General features: G+C 42.2%; 15 protein-coding genes. 14 read left to right on the forward strand and 1 reads right to left on the reverse strand.

Annotated elements, in window-relative coordinates:
- Positions 1-14 precede the first annotated feature (14 nt).
- The 3 genes from A5870_RS07400 (at position 15) to A5870_RS07410 (ending at position 2,855) form a co-directional block, all read left to right on the forward strand.
- Positions 15-1,181 (forward strand): nucleotidyltransferase, encoded by a 1,167-nt coding sequence (locus A5870_RS07400; RefSeq protein WP_086292273.1) that lies wholly within the window; start codon positions 15-17, stop codon positions 1,179-1,181.
- A 79-nt stretch (positions 1,182-1,260) separates the two neighbouring features.
- The gene (locus A5870_RS07405) at positions 1,261-1,983 is read left to right on the forward strand and encodes a YebC/PmpR family DNA-binding transcriptional regulator (RefSeq protein WP_005225911.1); all 723 of its coding nucleotides are present in this window, start codon (positions 1,261-1,263) and stop codon (positions 1,981-1,983) included.
- 212 nt (positions 1,984-2,195) lie between these two features.
- Positions 2,196-2,855, forward strand: a complete 660-nt coding sequence (locus A5870_RS07410) for a hypothetical protein (protein WP_086292274.1) — start codon at positions 2,196-2,198, stop codon at positions 2,853-2,855.
- Positions 2,856-2,921: 66 nt separating this feature from the next.
- Here the strand turns inward: A5870_RS07410 and helD are convergent, their stop codons facing one another.
- Complete coding sequence (gene helD / locus A5870_RS07415; RefSeq protein ID WP_086292275.1) at positions 2,922-5,201, reverse strand: RNA polymerase recycling motor HelD; 2,280 nt, start codon at positions 5,199-5,201, stop codon at positions 2,922-2,924.
- Positions 5,202-5,341: 140 nt separating this feature from the next.
- Between helD and A5870_RS07420 the strand changes: the two genes are divergently transcribed.
- The 11 genes from A5870_RS07420 (at position 5,342) to infB (ending at position 15,337) form a co-directional block, all read left to right on the forward strand.
- On the forward strand, positions 5,342-6,214 hold the full coding sequence (locus tag A5870_RS07420; protein WP_081118628.1) for an aminoglycoside 6-adenylyltransferase: 873 nt from the start codon (positions 5,342-5,344) through the stop codon (positions 6,212-6,214).
- Positions 6,184-6,699: an ASCH domain-containing protein gene (locus A5870_RS07425; RefSeq protein ID WP_081118627.1), complete on the forward strand. Its 516-nt coding sequence runs from the start codon at positions 6,184-6,186 to the stop codon at positions 6,697-6,699. Before A5870_RS07420 ends, A5870_RS07425 begins: the two co-directional genes overlap by 31 nt.
- 70 nt (positions 6,700-6,769) lie before the next feature.
- Positions 6,770-6,946 carry a 2-hydroxymuconate tautomerase gene (locus A5870_RS07430; RefSeq protein ID WP_005225916.1) on the forward strand — a complete coding sequence of 59 codons (177 nt, stop codon included), beginning with the start codon at positions 6,770-6,772 and terminating at the stop codon, positions 6,944-6,946.
- A gap of 312 nt (positions 6,947-7,258) precedes the next feature.
- Positions 7,259-9,199, forward strand: coding sequence for a threonine--tRNA ligase (gene thrS / locus A5870_RS07440; RefSeq protein ID WP_005235617.1), 1,941 nt, complete (start codon positions 7,259-7,261; stop codon positions 9,197-9,199).
- A gap of 176 nt (positions 9,200-9,375) precedes the next feature.
- Positions 9,376-9,810 carry a DUF4234 domain-containing protein gene (locus A5870_RS07445; protein WP_086292276.1) on the forward strand — a complete coding sequence of 145 codons (435 nt, stop codon included), beginning with the start codon at positions 9,376-9,378 and terminating at the stop codon, positions 9,808-9,810.
- Positions 9,810-10,148 (forward strand): DUF2752 domain-containing protein, encoded by a 339-nt coding sequence (locus tag A5870_RS07450; protein WP_170920140.1) that lies wholly within the window; start codon positions 9,810-9,812, stop codon positions 10,146-10,148. The genes A5870_RS07445 and A5870_RS07450 overlap by 1 nt, the downstream gene beginning before the upstream one ends.
- Positions 10,149-10,355: 207 nt before the next feature.
- On the forward strand, positions 10,356-10,829 hold the full coding sequence (gene rimP, locus A5870_RS07455; protein ID WP_077454435.1) for a ribosome maturation factor RimP: 474 nt from the start codon (positions 10,356-10,358) through the stop codon (positions 10,827-10,829).
- Between the two features lie 21 nt (positions 10,830-10,850).
- Positions 10,851-12,065, forward strand: coding sequence for a transcription termination factor NusA (gene nusA / locus A5870_RS07460; protein WP_086292277.1), 1,215 nt, complete (start codon positions 10,851-10,853; stop codon positions 12,063-12,065).
- Positions 12,066-12,081: 16 nt separating this feature from the next.
- Entirely contained in the window at positions 12,082-12,378 is a 297-nt protein-coding gene (gene rnpM, locus A5870_RS07465) for an RNase P modulator RnpM (RefSeq protein ID WP_005225922.1), read from the forward strand.
- Positions 12,371-12,673, forward strand: a complete 303-nt coding sequence (locus A5870_RS07470; RefSeq protein WP_086292278.1) for a YlxQ-related RNA-binding protein — start codon at positions 12,371-12,373, stop codon at positions 12,671-12,673. The genes rnpM and A5870_RS07470 overlap by 8 nt, the downstream gene beginning before the upstream one ends.
- Before the next feature lie 12 nt (positions 12,674-12,685).
- Complete coding sequence (gene infB / locus A5870_RS07475; protein WP_086292279.1) at positions 12,686-15,337, forward strand: translation initiation factor IF-2; 2,652 nt, start codon at positions 12,686-12,688, stop codon at positions 15,335-15,337.
- Positions 15,338-15,355 lie beyond the last annotated feature (18 nt).

Consider the following 15,355-nt stretch of genomic DNA (forward strand, 5'->3'; position numbering starts at 1 on the left):
CAGGAGGGATGTCGATGAAGGCTTGCGGACTAGTCGTAGAATATAATCCTTTTCACCATGGACACCAATACCACGTGGACAAAGCCCGGCAAGAAACCAACGCCGAGGTCATTGTAGCCGTGATGAGTGGAAATTTTTTACAGCGTGGTGAACCGGCAATCATCGATAAATGGCAGCGAGCCCAAGCGGCATTGCAAAATGGCGTCGATTTGGTCGTTGAACTGCCATCCGCTTGGGCCGTCCAGTCTGCTGATTTTTTTGCAGCGGGAGCGATTAGGGTCTTACAAGATCTGCAATGTGATTCTTTGTGTTTTGGAACAGATGCGAAACAACCCTTTGACTATGCAAAGTTCGCTCAGTTTGAAAAAGAAAATCAGCGGATGATCGATGATGCATTTCAACGCATAGCTAGGCAAAATGCTACCTATAGTCAAAAAATGAGTGCGGTTCTCAGTGAGCTTTATCCTGAGTACCATGCAGAAAAAGATCAGCCGAATCATCTGTTGGGTATGGCGTATGCACGGGAAGTGTTACATTATGAAAAACCATTGCGCTTGGTCCCCATCCAACGTGTTGCGGCGTCCTATCATTCAGAACAATTCAATCATCCAACGATCGCCAGTGCAACAGCCATTCGCCAAGCAATCAAACAAGGTGCAGCTGTTGCGGATTTTGTTCCGGAAGCTACACAAAACTTTCTTTCACAAGCAACAGTCGACTGGGAAGCTTTTTGGCCGTATCTTCAATACCAGATCATTTCTGCCCCTCTTGAAAAATTAGCGGCTATTTACCAGATGGAAGAAGGACTAGAATATCGACTGAAACAATATGTGACTGTGGCGGATTCTTTTGCAGATTTTATCAAGTTGTTAAAGACGAAGCGTTATACCCAAACGCGGCTGCAGCGTCTTGCTTGTTATGTATTGTTCCAAGTGACAAAAGCTGAAATGAAGGAAGCCCAAGAACATTCCTTTATTCGGGTCTTAGGGTATACGAAGCAAGGGCAGCACTATTTAAAAGAGGTCAAAAAAGAGCTGACCCTGCCGCTGATCGCTAAATTCGGTAAGCAAGAAGCACAGCGCTATGGCTTGTCATTGCGGATCGACCAGATCTATCAACAAGGGAATGCTCAAATCACAGAACAAAATTTTCGAAGAATTCCGCTTTTTATTGATAAATAAGTGAAAATTACTTCACAGAACGCCATTTGACAAGTATAATGAATAAGGATTTTTAAAAACAAGAAAGCGAAGTGAAATCATGGGTCGTAAATGGGCAAATATCGTAGCGAAGAAAACTGCTAAAGATGCAAACAATAGCCGAGTTTATGCAAAATTTGGAATCGAAATCTACGCAGCAGCAAAATCGGGTGATCCTGATCCTCACGCGAACCAAAAATTACGCTTTGTTATCGAACGTGCGAAAACCTACAATGTACCAAAACACATTATTGACCGTGCGATTGAAAAAGCCAAAGGTTCTGGCGATGAACAATACTCAGAACTTCGATATGAAGGATTTGGACCAAACGGATCTATGGTGATCGTCGATACTTTGACAAACAACGTCAATCGTACTGCAGCCGATGTTCGGGCCGCGTTTGGTAAAAACGGCGGGAACATGGGCGTTTCAGGTGCAGTTGCTTATATGTTTGATAACACAGCATTATTTGGCTTTGCCGGTGACGATGCGGATGAGATCTTAGAATACTTGATGGACAAAGAGATCGATGTTCGTGATGTTGTTGAAGAAGATGGACAAATCATCGTTCACGGTGAACCAAGTGACTTCCATGCCATTCAAGAAGCCTTGAAAGAAAAAGGAATCACTGAATTCTCAATTGCAGAAATGCAAATGATTCCTCAAAATGAAGTAACCTTGACGGGTGACGATCTAGAAAAATTCGAAAAAATGATCGATGTGTTAGAAGATCTTGAAGACGTACAAAACGTCTATCACAATGTGGCAGACGCCGAAGAATAAAACGCACTTGGCAGCCTAGAGGTAATCTGGCTGCCATTTTTTGGTGTTTTTTTTCAATGGGTTTTCCGCTGCTTAGCCAAGTGAAAAAACAAGAGAGCGAGAAGCACTTCTCTTGAAAATTCTTCCAGATTCATTATCTTTTCAGTTGGTTTCTAGGCATTTTATATGTTATGATTTACTACATAAGCAAACAACTCGTTAGGGGGGCAGACATGGAAGAAAAAATCGTTTTAGAGCCATTTAATCGAATCTTAAGTGGTTTTGAGAAGCTAGCAGAAGTGTCTGTATCGATTTCTGACTGTTCGGCCCTTTGCCGAAAATATAAAAAGTATGGGGTAGAGGGGTATCGTTTGGGCGATTATCGTGGTTCTTCCTACTTAAATCGTTATTTAAACGTCGTGGTTGATCGCGCACCATTATTGATTTATAAAGAGCGTTTTTTGATTCCATTAGTCTTTCGCATGTCGGAATACTCTGAACGGCTCTTTATCGATGAGTACCGAATGGAAGGGTTCTTCTTGCTGTTGGATTGGCTTTTAGAGCATCGACCAGAAAAAGCAATTATTGATTATAAACGAACGCGTGCTTTGCCTCACAGAAAAGAATTTGTTATCGATAGTTCCTATGTACTTTTTCGATTGACAGAAATTCTTGATGGTGCTGGCTTCCCTCTTAGTCGCTTTACGACGATTGAGGAATTTAGTCAATGGAATCGTACCCATCGCTTGATCGATAACGGCAGTATCGGCCGACATACAAAATTATTCGTTACAGAAGATCCAGAACACGTTTCTGAGCTGCAAATGATTTTAACCATCGTCGGGATGCGTTATCCAGAAACCCGCTTGTTTATCGGCGAATTAAAAGGCTAAAAAACATCACTTTCGACTGTTTCTTCAAAAGAAACAAGCCGATCGTGATGTTTTTTTGTTAGTTTTTTAGTCAATCTTTGATGCTTCTTGGAACTGATAAGTGGCAGGATTGGCTTTTGCTAAAAGCGGCAATTCTTCGTTTGTAAGAATTGTCAACTGATGCATGGCCCGTGTCGCCATCGTATAGAAAATCAATTGGTCTTGTTCGGTCTCAAAAGCGGCCCCCAGCGTCCAGACAAAGACTTGGTCAAACTCTAGCCCTTTTGCTAAAAAGGCGGGGAAGATCATCACATTGCGTTTCATGAAGTCTTCTTCAGAAGTAATCAACTGCACTTGATCCTGCATTGTTTCTGCCAATTGTTCATATAATTGTTGGCAATCCTTTGCGGTTTTACAAATGATCGCGGTGCGCCAACGCTGATTCTCAGCTGCGTCACGAATACTAGTTTCTAGGAAAGCCAGATTTTCAGTTGCAGTTCCTTTAGTAATTTCTGGTACCGCCCCTTTACGAGCCGTCAATTCCACTTGATCACTGCCCACTAAAAATTGATTGGCGAAATCTGTGATTTCCTTAGTCGAACGATAGCTGGTTTTCAATTGATAACGTTTCACACGTTCGTGGGGGAATAATTCTGCTAATGCCCCGACGATCGTTTCATTGCCATACACTTTTTGATTCAAATCGCCGCAAAGGGTGATACCAGCCTTTGGATAAAGCTGACGCAGCAATGCCACTTGGGCAGGTGGGAAATCTTGCATTTCATCAATAAAGATAAACCGAGCTTTTTCTTCGACGTGAACAGGATAGAGCTGTTTAATCAGTAAGAAAAACAAAACGGCGTCTTCTTGTTTGATCTGTCTTTGGCGCATACCTTGACGAATGTCGGCAATACTTTGCTGCCAAGCCGCAGCCTCGATACCAGTTTCTTTGACTGCAGCAGACTCAACCGATTGTAGAAAGTGTAAGTATTGTTTGGCTTGGTTGATAAACTGAAAGTTTTTCACTCCCCGCGTCAAGGAACGGAACTTCTTGCGGACGATTTGCTGTCTGAGCTTCTTCCGTAAACGGCGTTCGTTTTCTTCGCTGTATTCTTGATGAGGATCGTTGGCGAATACTTGTTGCAATTGTTCTTCGGTCGCTTCTTTGACCCAGTCTTTTTTGGCTTCATCTTTTTCCAAGCCGCCGATTTTTTTTAATAATTTCGTTTGAAGCAGTTGGGTTCTTTGGTAAATCGGCAGTTCATTATTGGTTTCTTGATACCAGCGGCGAATTTGTTCTTTTGTCAAATAGGTTTGCCCTTGGATTTTTAGATCACGGAACAAGGGACCAATCGGTGCGATCGAACGGACATAACGGTTGATTTTTTCCACCAAGAAAAGACTGCTTTTGATTTTTTCAATGGCGTCGTCGTCTCCGCTTAAAAAGGTTTCTTCTTGTTGGGTTTCTTTCGTCACTTCATAGCCAGTCAGAATCAATTGGATAAAGTGGTGGAAGGTTCTTGTGGGCACTTCACTTTCCCCTAAAGAAGGCAGGACCATGGAAATATAATCAGAAAACAAATGATTGGGTGAAAACAGCAAGACTTGTTTTTCATCCAGCCATTTGCGATTACGGTAAAGTAAAAAGGCGACCCGCTGCAACAAAGCAGAGGTTTTCCCACTTCCAGCAATCCCTTCGATCAGTAAGAATTTATTGGTGGTATCACGAATGATTTGGTTCTGCGCTTTTTGGATCGTTGAAACGATGTTACGCATTTGAGAAGAAGAGGCTTCATCCAAAATTTCCAACAAAAATTCGTCATTGATGATCTCCGAAGTATCGACCATCGACAAGATTTCACCATTTTGAATTTTAAATTGGCGTTTCAAAAGCAATTCTACCGTAAACCGATCAGTGTCTGTTTCGTAGAAGGTCTCACCAAGCTCTCCTTCATAGTAAAGATTGGCGATCGGTGCGCGCCAGTCAATGACGATCGTTTCTTCATCTTTGTCTCGTAATGAAGCGATCCCCAAATAGAGGGTCTCGGTCTCTTGTTCTTCTTTGAAATCGATTCGAGCAAAATACGGATTGCCCGCCATCGTTGTTAAGGTTTTGACGCGTTTTTCTTGCGATTCTGCGGTTTGGTATTTTATCAGCAATTCTTGTTCATGCTGCTGGTACTCGATAACTGATTCATAAAAGGCTTCACTGTCGCCCCCGCGAATTTTCTTATCGGCGATTTCTTTTAATTGATCATCCATTTTAGCGGCTAACTCTTGTTTTTGCTGCGAAAGGATCGCTTGTTCTCTGTGGATCAGAGCAATGGTTTCATTAACATGTTGTTGTTCTTTTTGACGTTCGTTCACGAAGGATCCTCCTTAAAAAAATTGCGACATAAAATTATAGCATATTTTCCCTGCGAATGTCGTGGAAAAAAAGAAACTATGCTAATATTTATAGAAAGAGCATAGTAATTCAAAAATTAGTCGAATTAGAGGTGGAAAGAGTGAGGGAAGAAGCAGAACTACTCCGACTGATCCAATCGGTGGGCGAAGGTGTTGGGGCACGTGCCATCGGTTTATCTGGTTCACGGACCGATCCGCAGGCGCCAAAAGATTTTTTGCAAGACTTTGATGTGGTTTATGTAATGGATGATATTCAGCCCTTGGTCGATGATCCTTCATGGTTAGAAGCCTTTGGACCGCTCATGATCAGGCAAACACCGGAAGCTAGCACCATCTATCCGCCCAGTCTGGGTGGTTGTTTTACGTACTTGATGCATTTTTTAGACGGAGTAAGAATCGATCTCATGCTTTGTCCTCTTGCACTGGTCGATCGGCTGGCTAACGAACCAGGCTTGCAGCCGCTGCTTGATCCAGACCAATTACTAAGTTTTACTAATCAAGCAAATCATTCGCATTACTGGATCAAGCGTCCGACCCAAGCCGCTTTTCGGGAACACTGCAACGAATTTTGGTGGGTAAGCACGTATGTCGTGAAAGGGCTGCTTCGAAAGCAGCTGATTTATGCTGCGGATCATTTATACACCATTTGTTGGCAAGAATTGTTATGGATTGAAGATTTGTTTGTTGCCCACACTCAGCAATTTCAGGTGAGTACTGGAAAAAATCATAAATACCTGCAGTCGTTTCTCACGGAAAAGGAGTGGCGGGAATTGACCTCATTGCTTGATTTTTCCACGATCACTGCTTGCGGTCAGTCACTTTTGAAGATGCAAAAACGATTTGATGGCCAAGCAAAGAAAATTAGCGAGAAATTGGGATTGGCTTATGATTGGCAAGAAGCTGAGAATGTCCAAAAATATACGAAGTATTGGAGTGAAAAAAATTGGCAGATGAGACCAGAGAACCAAAAATAAAAGACAGTCAGATTCAGGCTTTTTGGCAACAATTTTTAAAAGTAAACCCAAGAAACCAATCTGCTCTGACCTATGAAGATGCTTGGTCCTTTGGTGATACCCCACAAATGGCCGATGAACTGGCAGCACTGGTTTTAGCTGGCAAAAAGACGGCAACGACATCTGCCGCTGCCCTCTATGAAATCGAGCAAGAAGCATTGCCGCAATCAGGAACGTATAGTGTTCTTTTAGATGGTTCGGATGTACCAAGAGCTGTTCTTTATTTAGAGTCAGTGTCGATCGTGCCTTTTGATGAGGTGACAGCAGCGTTCGCCTTTTTAGAAGGGGAAGGAGATCGCACTTTGGCTTATTGGCGCCGTGTTCATGAAGCTTTTTTTCGACGAGCTTATGCCTCAGCGGGTTTGTCTTTTCACGATCAAATGCTGTGTGTTTGCGAGAAGTTTTCTGTTGTGTATCAAGAAGATGAAGGCCATGATTTTCAATGAAAAGCGCGACAATCGCTTTTGTCTTTCTGAAAAAGGTGTATAATCAAAAGCAAACAAAGGAGGAAATCGTATGCCATTTATCCATGTCGAACTAGTTGAAGGGCGTTCACAAGAACAACTGACGAATATGATGAAAGAAATCACTGAGGCAGTCCATAAAAATACGGGTGCCCCTAAGGAGCATATCCACGTTATCATCAATGAAATGAAGCAAGGAACCTATGCTGTGAATGGCGATTGGAAATAATTCTCTTGCTTTTTCTTGTAGGTAGTGGTTTAATTGAGCCATAATCGATCAATAAAAAAGACACCTGAATTTGAGAGTCTTCGATAAGAGAGGGAAATCTTGGCTGAAAATTTCCTAGAAGAAAACCAAAGGATGACCACTTTTTTTAGACCTCTGTCGAAACGGAGGCGGTTGAACCGTTATCTCATGAAGAGGAAAACAGACTTTTTCTGTTTTTAAACAATAGGTGGAACCACGAGTGATCGTCCTAGTATCGTAACCGATACTAGGACTTTTTTTATTGATTGAAATCATTCAAAGGAGGACATTCATATGTCATTATTTATTACATTTCCTGATGGCGCAAAAAAAGAATTTGCTGTTGGGGTAACAACCAAAGAGATTGCTGAAAGTATCTCGAAAAGTCTTGCAAAAAAAGCCTTAGCTGGAAAAGTCAATGGGCAACTGATCGATCTTTCACGTCCGATCGAAGAAGATGCAACGATTGAGATCGTGACACCCGATCACGAAGACGCCTTAGGCTTACTTCGTCATTCGACAGCTCATTTAATGGCTCAAGCTATGCGCAGACTCTATCCATCGATTCATTTTGGGGTAGGACCTGCAATTGATTCTGGTTTTTACTATGACACAGATAATGGGGAAAACCCAGTAACTGCGGAAGATCTACCGGCAATCGAAGCAGAAATGATGAAGATCATCAAAGAAAATCTGCCAATCGAACGACGTGTATTAACAAAAGAAGAAGCGTTGGCCCTTTTTGCCGAAGATCCATACAAAGTAGAGTTGATCACTGAATTACCAGATGACGAAACGATTACTGCCTATCAGCAAGGTGAATTTGTCGATCTTTGCCGCGGTCCTCACGTCCCATCAACTGGTCGTATCCAAGTATACAAATTGTTATCAGTGGCAGGTGCTTACTGGCGTGGAAGCTCTGATAACCAGATGATGCAACGAGTATACGGAACAGCCTTTTTCGATAAAAAAGACTTGAAGGAATTTATCCGTTTACGGGAAGAAGCAAAAGAACGCGATCATCGTAAACTAGGGAAAGAATTAGAATTGTTTATGTTGTCTCCTGAAGTCGGCGCTGGTCTGCCTTTCTGGCTGCCAAAAGGAGCAACGATCCGTCGTACGATCGAGCGTTATATCGTGGATAAAGAAGTTAGCCTTGGGTACCAACACGTATACACACCAATCATGGCAAACGTGGATTTATACAAAACATCAGGGCACTGGGATCATTACCACGAGGACATGTTCCCACCAATGGATATGGGTGATGGCGAAATGCTGGTTCTACGACCAATGAACTGTCCGCACCATATGATGGTTTACAAAAATGACATTCATTCGTATCGTGAACTACCAATTCGGATTGCTGAATTAGGGATGATGCACCGCTATGAAAAATCTGGCGCGCTATCAGGGTTGCAACGGGTTCGTGAAATGACCTTAAATGACGGTCATACATTCGTTCGTCCTGATCAAATCAAAGAAGAATTCAAACGGACACTGGATCTTATGGTGGGCGTTTACGAAGACTTTAATATTACTGACTATCGTTTCCGTTTAAGCTATCGCGATCCACAAAATAAAGACAAATATTTTGATGACGATGCGATGTGGGAAAATGCGCAAACAATGCTAAAAGCAGCCATGGATGAATTAGAATTGGATTATTTTGAAGCTGACGGTGAAGCAGCTTTCTACGGACCTAAACTAGATGTCCAAGTGAAAACAGCTCTAGGTATGGAAGAAACATTGTCAACGATCCAATTGGATTTCTTATTGCCAGAACGTTTTGATTTGACATACGTTGGTGAAGATGGCGAAAACAACCACCGTCCAGTGGTGATCCACCGCGGGATCGTTTCAACGATGGAACGTTTTGTGGCTTATTTGACAGAAGTCTATAAAGGGGCATTCCCGACTTGGTTGGCACCAATCCAAGCATCGATCATTCCGGTCTCAGTCGAAGCCCACAGCGACTATGCATACGAAATCAAAGAACGCTTGCAAGCGCAAGGTCTGCGAGTGGAAGTAGATGATCGCAATGAAAAAATGGGGTACAAGATCCGTGCGTCGCAAACACAAAAAATTCCTTACCAAATCGTTGTTGGGGATCAAGAAGTCAATGACGCAACAGTCAATATTCGTCGCTATGGCAGCAAAGAAACTCAAGTGGAAGAGTTGAATCTTTTTGTTGATGCTATGGCTGCAGAAGTGAAAAACTATAGCCGCGCATAGTTTTTGTTACAAAGAAGATAATTGTCTTATAGTATATGCACCTGCTTTTTAGCAGGTGCTGTTTATCTCTTTTTGTTCTATAAAAACTGTGGAAAATGCAGAAAATTTTGTTTTTGTGAATAAAATCATATATAATTAACCGGTAGCAACAAGGAGAAAAATAGAAGGGGTATGTGATGAACTATAATTATGGAGTAAGAAAAAAATCGGTTGTATCGGTCATTCTATTAACATTTATTACTTGTGGTATTTATACATTCTTTTGGATGTACCAAACAACCAAAGAGCTAGCAGAGTACAGTGGGGACAATCGTCTTTCACCAGAGACGTCGATTTTATTAACGATCCTTACTTGTGGGTTGTATCAAATTTATTGGTGGTATCGAATCGCGGATATCTTTATGAGTGCGCAACAACGAGCGAAAATGCCTCGTTTGAGTGACAACAAAATCCTGTTTGTTGTCTTAAGCCTCTTTAATTTTGATTTTATCAATATGGCGATTTTACAAGGAGACATGAACCAAATGTGGGAAGCAGCTGATCAAAATACTATGACATCATCTGATGCTTCAAATGATCCGTTTGATTCAGATGATTGGGTCGATTATTGATCTGTCCGTTTAAATGGATAACGGGGGTTCCTTGTCCAGGTTGTGGCATGACGCGCGCATATTTACATTTATTCCAAGGCGATCTTCAAGGCGCGCTACATTTTCATCCCTTGTTTTGGTTAGTGCCGATCGTATTCGGGATCGTTTTATTCAAAAAAAATCCGAAAATCGGCAAACTTTACCACAGTCAAAACCTGTGGGTGACATTGACACTTTTAGTACTAGTGGTTTATGGCGGTCGGCTCTGGCTTCATTTCCCACATGAAGCGCCAATGGACTTTGATCCAGAAAGTATTTTCCCACAACTACTACGTCGGATTGGTCAAGTGATTCACTAACATCCATTCACCCAAGCATTAAAAAACATTAAGAAAATGCTTTGTTTTTTTCTGAAAGCGAAGGGAACATGCGACAGTAGTTGAATCTTTATGAAAATTGTGTTATATTTACAATGTAATGATACTTAGAGTGAGTGAGCGGTTTTTTCGCTCACTCTTTTTAATGGAATGAAGTTCGTTTCGTTGAGAAATAAAGGAGGCGATGTTGTGAGTACAGTAGTGGAAACTGTTACAGATATAGTGACCCCTATTCTGGATGCGCAAAAATTTGAATTAGTTGAAGTAGAATTCGTGAAGGAAGGGAAAAATTGGTTTCTTCGTGTGTTCATCGATAAAGAAGGCGGAATCGATATCGAGGAATGTGCCTTTGTCAGTGAACAACTTAGTGAACAATTAGACCAATGCGATCCTGATCCTATTCCACAAGCCTATTTCTTGGAAGTTTCTTCCCCTGGCGCCGAGCGTCCATTGAAGAAAGAAGCAGATTATCAACGGGCAGTCGGAGAGTACATTCATGTTTCTTTATATCAACCGATTGATGGAGAAAAACAGTTCGAAGGCTTTTTACAGTCATTCGACGAAAATCAGCTAGTTATGAAGACCCGAATCAAAACCAGAGAAAAAGAACGAACGATCGACCGGAAAAATATTGCCAAAGCTCGTTTAGCCATTCAATTTTAAACACGGAGGAATGAAAGAATCATGAGTAAAGAAATGTTGAATGCATTGGATGCATTAGAAGCAGAGAAAGGCATTTCAAAAGAGATTGTCATCGATGCCTTGGAAGCGGCATTGGTTTCAGCGTACAAACGTCATTACGGGCAAGCACAAAATGTGGAAGTGGAATTTGATCAGAAAAAAGGCAACATCCACGTATATGCAGTCAAAGAAGTGACAGAAGAAGTCATGGACTCGCAACTAGAGGTTTCATTAAAAGAAGCGATGACAATCAACCCCGCTTATGAAATCGGCGACAAAATCCGCTTTGAAGTAACACCTAAAGACTTTGGTCGTATTGCGGCGCAAACGGCCAAACAAGTCATTTTGCAACGAGTTCGAGAAGCAGAAAGAAACATTATCTATAACGAATTTAGTGCTTATGAAAAAGACATTCTACAAGGAATCGTAGAGCGTCAAGACAATCGTTATATTTATGTGAACTTAGGTAAAATTGAAGCAGTACTTTCAAAACAAGACCAAATGCCAAATGAGTTTTATCAACCCCATGATCGGATCAAAGTATTCGTTTCTCGTGTTGAAAATACGTCTAAAGGGCCTCAAGTATTTGTTAGCCGTAGCCATCCAGATTTGCTACGCCGATTATTTGAACAAGAAGTGCCAGAAGTATATGATGGTACTGTAGAGATCGTAAGTATCGCTCGTGAAGCAGGGGATCGTGCCAAAGTGGCTGTTCGTTCTTTTGATGCTAACGTTGATCCTGTCGGCACTTGTGTAGGTCCTAAAGGGCAACGGGTTCAAGCAATCGTCAATGAACTAAAAGGCGAAAACATGGACATCGTGGAATGGAATGAAGATCCAGCGATCTTCATTGCCAATGCATTGAATCCAGCGGAAGTTAGCGACGTTATTTTCGATGTTGATAATCCGAAGTCTTGTACCGTTGTCGTGCCTGATTACCAATTGTCATTGGCGATCGGTAAACGGGGACAAAATGCCCGCCTGGCAGCGAAATTGACTGGCTTCAAAATCGATATCAAATCAGAAACAGACATGGAAGAGTTTTATGCGAAGTTGGATGAAGGCGACTATATCGATGAGTATGATGCCAATGCTTCAGAAGCTGCTGAAGAAATCAGCACAGAAGCAACAGAATCTGCAGAAACGCTCGATGAAGCGATCCTTTCATCAGACATGACTGCGGATGATTATGAAAATGTTGAGTTTGACGAAAAATAGTTGAGGTGAGATCGTGATGAAAAAACGAAAAATTCCTTTACGAAAATCAGTGATTTCAGGTGAAATGTTGCCTAAGAAAGAAATGCTTCGTATCACTCGTTCAAAAGAAGGCGTGGTTTCTATTGATCCAACCGGAAAAATGCCTGGTCGTGGTGCCTATATAGCGATCGAACCGGCTGAAGCCCAGAAAGCTTGGGATAAGCGTATTTTAGATCGAGTGTTGGAAACGAAATTGACAGATGAATTTTACCAAGAACTATTGGACTATGTAACGCACCAAAAAGCGCGAAAAGAGTTATTTGCAAATGAATAAAACCAAAGCATTAAATATGTTAGGACTAGCCATGCGTGCTGGGAAATTAGTGACTGGTGAAGAAATGACCTTAAAAGAGATTCGCAATGAGAAAGCTGCTTTGGTCATTGTCGCCAGTGATGCTGGTAAAAATACACAAAAGAAAATTAAGGACAAAAGTTCTTATTACGAAATTCCGCTCCTAGATGCATTTTCTGCTGATGAAATCAGTACGGCCATTGGGAAACCAAGAATGGTCATTGGCATCTTAGATCAAGGATTTGCAAGGAAGGTGCAGGAATTAATATTAGGTTAGGAAGGTGATTGCATGGGGAAAAAAAGAATTTATGAACTTGCAAAAGAATGGAACAAATCGAGCAAAGAGGTTGTTGAAAAAGCACAATCTTTAGGCTTTGATGTCAAAAATCATATGGGCGCGATCTCAGATGGAGAGGCGCAGAAATTGCAGCAGTCGTTAGGCGGCAATCCAAATGGTAAAACATCTGCAAACTCAAATCCCGCAAATCAGAAACCAGCCAACCAGCCGGAAAAACAAGAACAAAAGAAATTTAAAACGCAAAGAAATAATCCTAACTTCCAAAACCGTCATAACAATCAAAGTCAACAGCGAACTGCGCAAAGTAATAACCGTCCTGCTGGTCAAGGACAAGTAGATCGCACGAACAGTCAAGGAAGTAACAGACCAAATAACCAAGGAAGTCATAATCGAGTGAATAACCAAGAGAATCGTAACAATCAAGGGCAACAAAATCGCCCAACAAACCAAGGACAACAAAATCGTCCGAATAATCAAGGGCAACAAAACCGCCCAACAAACCAAGGACAGCAAAACCGTCCAAACAATCAAGGACAACAAAATCGTCCGAATAACCAAGGGCAACAAAACCGCCCGAATAACCAAGGACAACAAAATCGCCCAACAAACCAAGGACAGCAAAACCGTCCAAACAACCAAGGGCAACAAAACCGTCCGGCCGCTCAATCTGCAGGAAATACGCAAGGGGCAGACCGTAACAATAACCGTACGCAAGGATCGAATGATTCCCGTGGAGGAAATCAAAACCGCGGCAAGTCAAATTACGGTGGACGCAATAACAATTTCAACAATAACAATCGCAACAAATTTAACAAAAAAGGCAAAAAAGGCCGTCAGCAGACGGAAAAGAAACCGCCAGTTCCAGCACGTAAATTCCGTGAGTTACCAGAAGTATTGGAATACACAGAAGGCATGAACGTAGCGGATATCGCGAAAAAAATCTACCGTGAACCAGCTGAAATTATCAAGAAACTCTTTATGATGGGGGTTATGGTCAATCAAAACCAACCTTTAGATAAAGATACGATTGAACTGCTTGCTACTGATTACGGAATTGAACCACAAGAAAAAGTCCAAGTGGATATCGCAGACATCGATAAATTCTTTGAAGAAGAAGAACAAGTCGAAGAGAACTTGGTGTCACGACCACCTGTTGTGACGATCATGGGACACGTTGACCATGGGAAGACAACCTTGCTTGATACTTTGCGCCATTCACGAGTGACGAGTGGTGAAGCTGGAGGAATCACCCAGCATATTGGGGCTTACCAAATCGACATCAATGGCAAACCAATCACTTTCTTAGATACTCCTGGACACGCGGCCTTTACCAGTATGCGTGCACGGGGAGCAAGTATCACCGATATCACGATTTTAGTTGTCGCAGCTGATGATGGTGTGATGCCACAGACGGTGGAAGCAATCAACCATGCGAAAGCAGCAAAAGTGCCGATCATCGTTGCAGTAAACAAAATCGATAAGCCAGGTGCCAACCCACAACACGTGATGCAAGAATTAAGTGAACATGAGTTGATCCCAGAAGCCTGGGGTGGCGATACGATCTTCGTTGAAATCTCAGCGAAATTTGGGCAAAACATTGAAGAATTGCTTGAAATGATTCTTTTAGTTGCAGAAGTGGAAGATTTGAAAGCTGATCCTACCCAACGGGCAATCGGTACCGTCATTGAAGCACGCCTTGATAAAGGAAAAGGACCTGTGGCTACCCTATTGGTTCAACAAGGAACGCTTCATGTAGGTGATCCAATCGTTGTAGGGAATACCTTCGGTCGTGTTCGGGTAATGACGAATGACTTAGGTCGTCGTGATAAAACAGCAGGACCTGCTACACCTGTCGAAATCACAGGATTGAACGATGTCCCTCAAGCAGGTGATCGTTTCGTTACTTTTGAAGACGAGAAAACAGCTCGGGCAGCAGGGGAAGAACGGGCAAAACGTGCTTTAATGGAGCAACGCGCATCAAGTAGTCGTGTGACATTAGATAACTTGTTTGAAAGTCTAAAAGAAGGTGAACTGAAAGAAGTAAATGTCATCATCAAAGCAGACGTACAGGGTTCAGCTGAAGCATTGGCTGCGTCATTGAAGAAAATCGATGTGGAAGGTGTGCGAGTAAACATCGTCCATTCAGCCGTTGGTGCCATCAATGAAAGTGATGTAACGCTAGCAGCGGCAAGTAATGCCATCATCATCGGATTTAACGTCCGTCCAACACCGCAAGCCAAACAGCAAGCGGAAGCGGAAAAAGTCGATATTCGTTTGCATCGCATCATCTACAAAGCGATCGAAGAAATCGAAACTGCGATGAAAGGGATGCTTGATCCTGAATTCGAAGAAAAAATCACTGGTCAAATGATCGTTCGTGAAACATACAAAGTTTCTAAAGTGGGTACGATTGCTGGTTGCTATGTGACGGAAGGCAGCATTCGTCGTGACAGTGGCGTCCGCGTGATCCGTGACGGTATTGTTATCTATGAAGGCAAACTTGCCAGCTTGAAACGCTTCAAAGACGATGTCAAAGAAGTGAAGCTAGGGTTTGAATGTGGCGCGATGATCGAGAAATTCAACGATCTTAAAGTTGATGACGTGATCGAAGGCTATGTGATGGAAGAAGTACCGACAAAATAACGGAATGACAACTATACA

This window comes from Enterococcus sp. 2G9_DIV0600 (assembly GCF_002140615.1).
Classification (GTDB): domain Bacteria; phylum Bacillota; class Bacilli; order Lactobacillales; family Enterococcaceae; genus Enterococcus_D; species Enterococcus_D innesii.

Excerpts from the sequence above, each read along its gene's own strand:
- nusA (WP_086292277.1), top strand. The coding sequence starts at position 10,851 with ATGAGTAAAGAAATGTTGAATGCATTGGATGCATTAGAAGCAGAGAAA.
- A5870_RS07405 (WP_005225911.1), top strand. The coding sequence starts at position 1,261 with ATGGGTCGTAAATGGGCAAATATCGTAGCGAAGAAAACTGCTAAAGAT.
- infB (WP_086292279.1), top strand. The coding sequence starts at position 12,686 with ATGGGGAAAAAAAGAATTTATGAACTTGCAAAAGAATGGAACAAATCG.
- A5870_RS07430 (WP_005225916.1), top strand. The coding sequence starts at position 6,770 with ATGCCATTTATCCATGTCGAACTAGTTGAAGGGCGTTCACAAGAACAA.
- A5870_RS07400 (WP_086292273.1), top strand. The coding sequence starts at position 15 with ATGAAGGCTTGCGGACTAGTCGTAGAATATAATCCTTTTCACCATGGA.
- A5870_RS07470 (WP_086292278.1), top strand. The coding sequence starts at position 12,371 with ATGAATAAAACCAAAGCATTAAATATGTTAGGACTAGCCATGCGTGCT.
- rnpM (WP_005225922.1), top strand. The coding sequence starts at position 12,082 with ATGAAAAAACGAAAAATTCCTTTACGAAAATCAGTGATTTCAGGTGAA.
- thrS (WP_005235617.1), top strand. The coding sequence starts at position 7,259 with ATGTCATTATTTATTACATTTCCTGATGGCGCAAAAAAAGAATTTGCT.
- A5870_RS07445 (WP_086292276.1), top strand. The coding sequence starts at position 9,376 with ATGAACTATAATTATGGAGTAAGAAAAAAATCGGTTGTATCGGTCATT.
- A5870_RS07410 (WP_086292274.1), top strand. The coding sequence starts at position 2,196 with ATGGAAGAAAAAATCGTTTTAGAGCCATTTAATCGAATCTTAAGTGGT.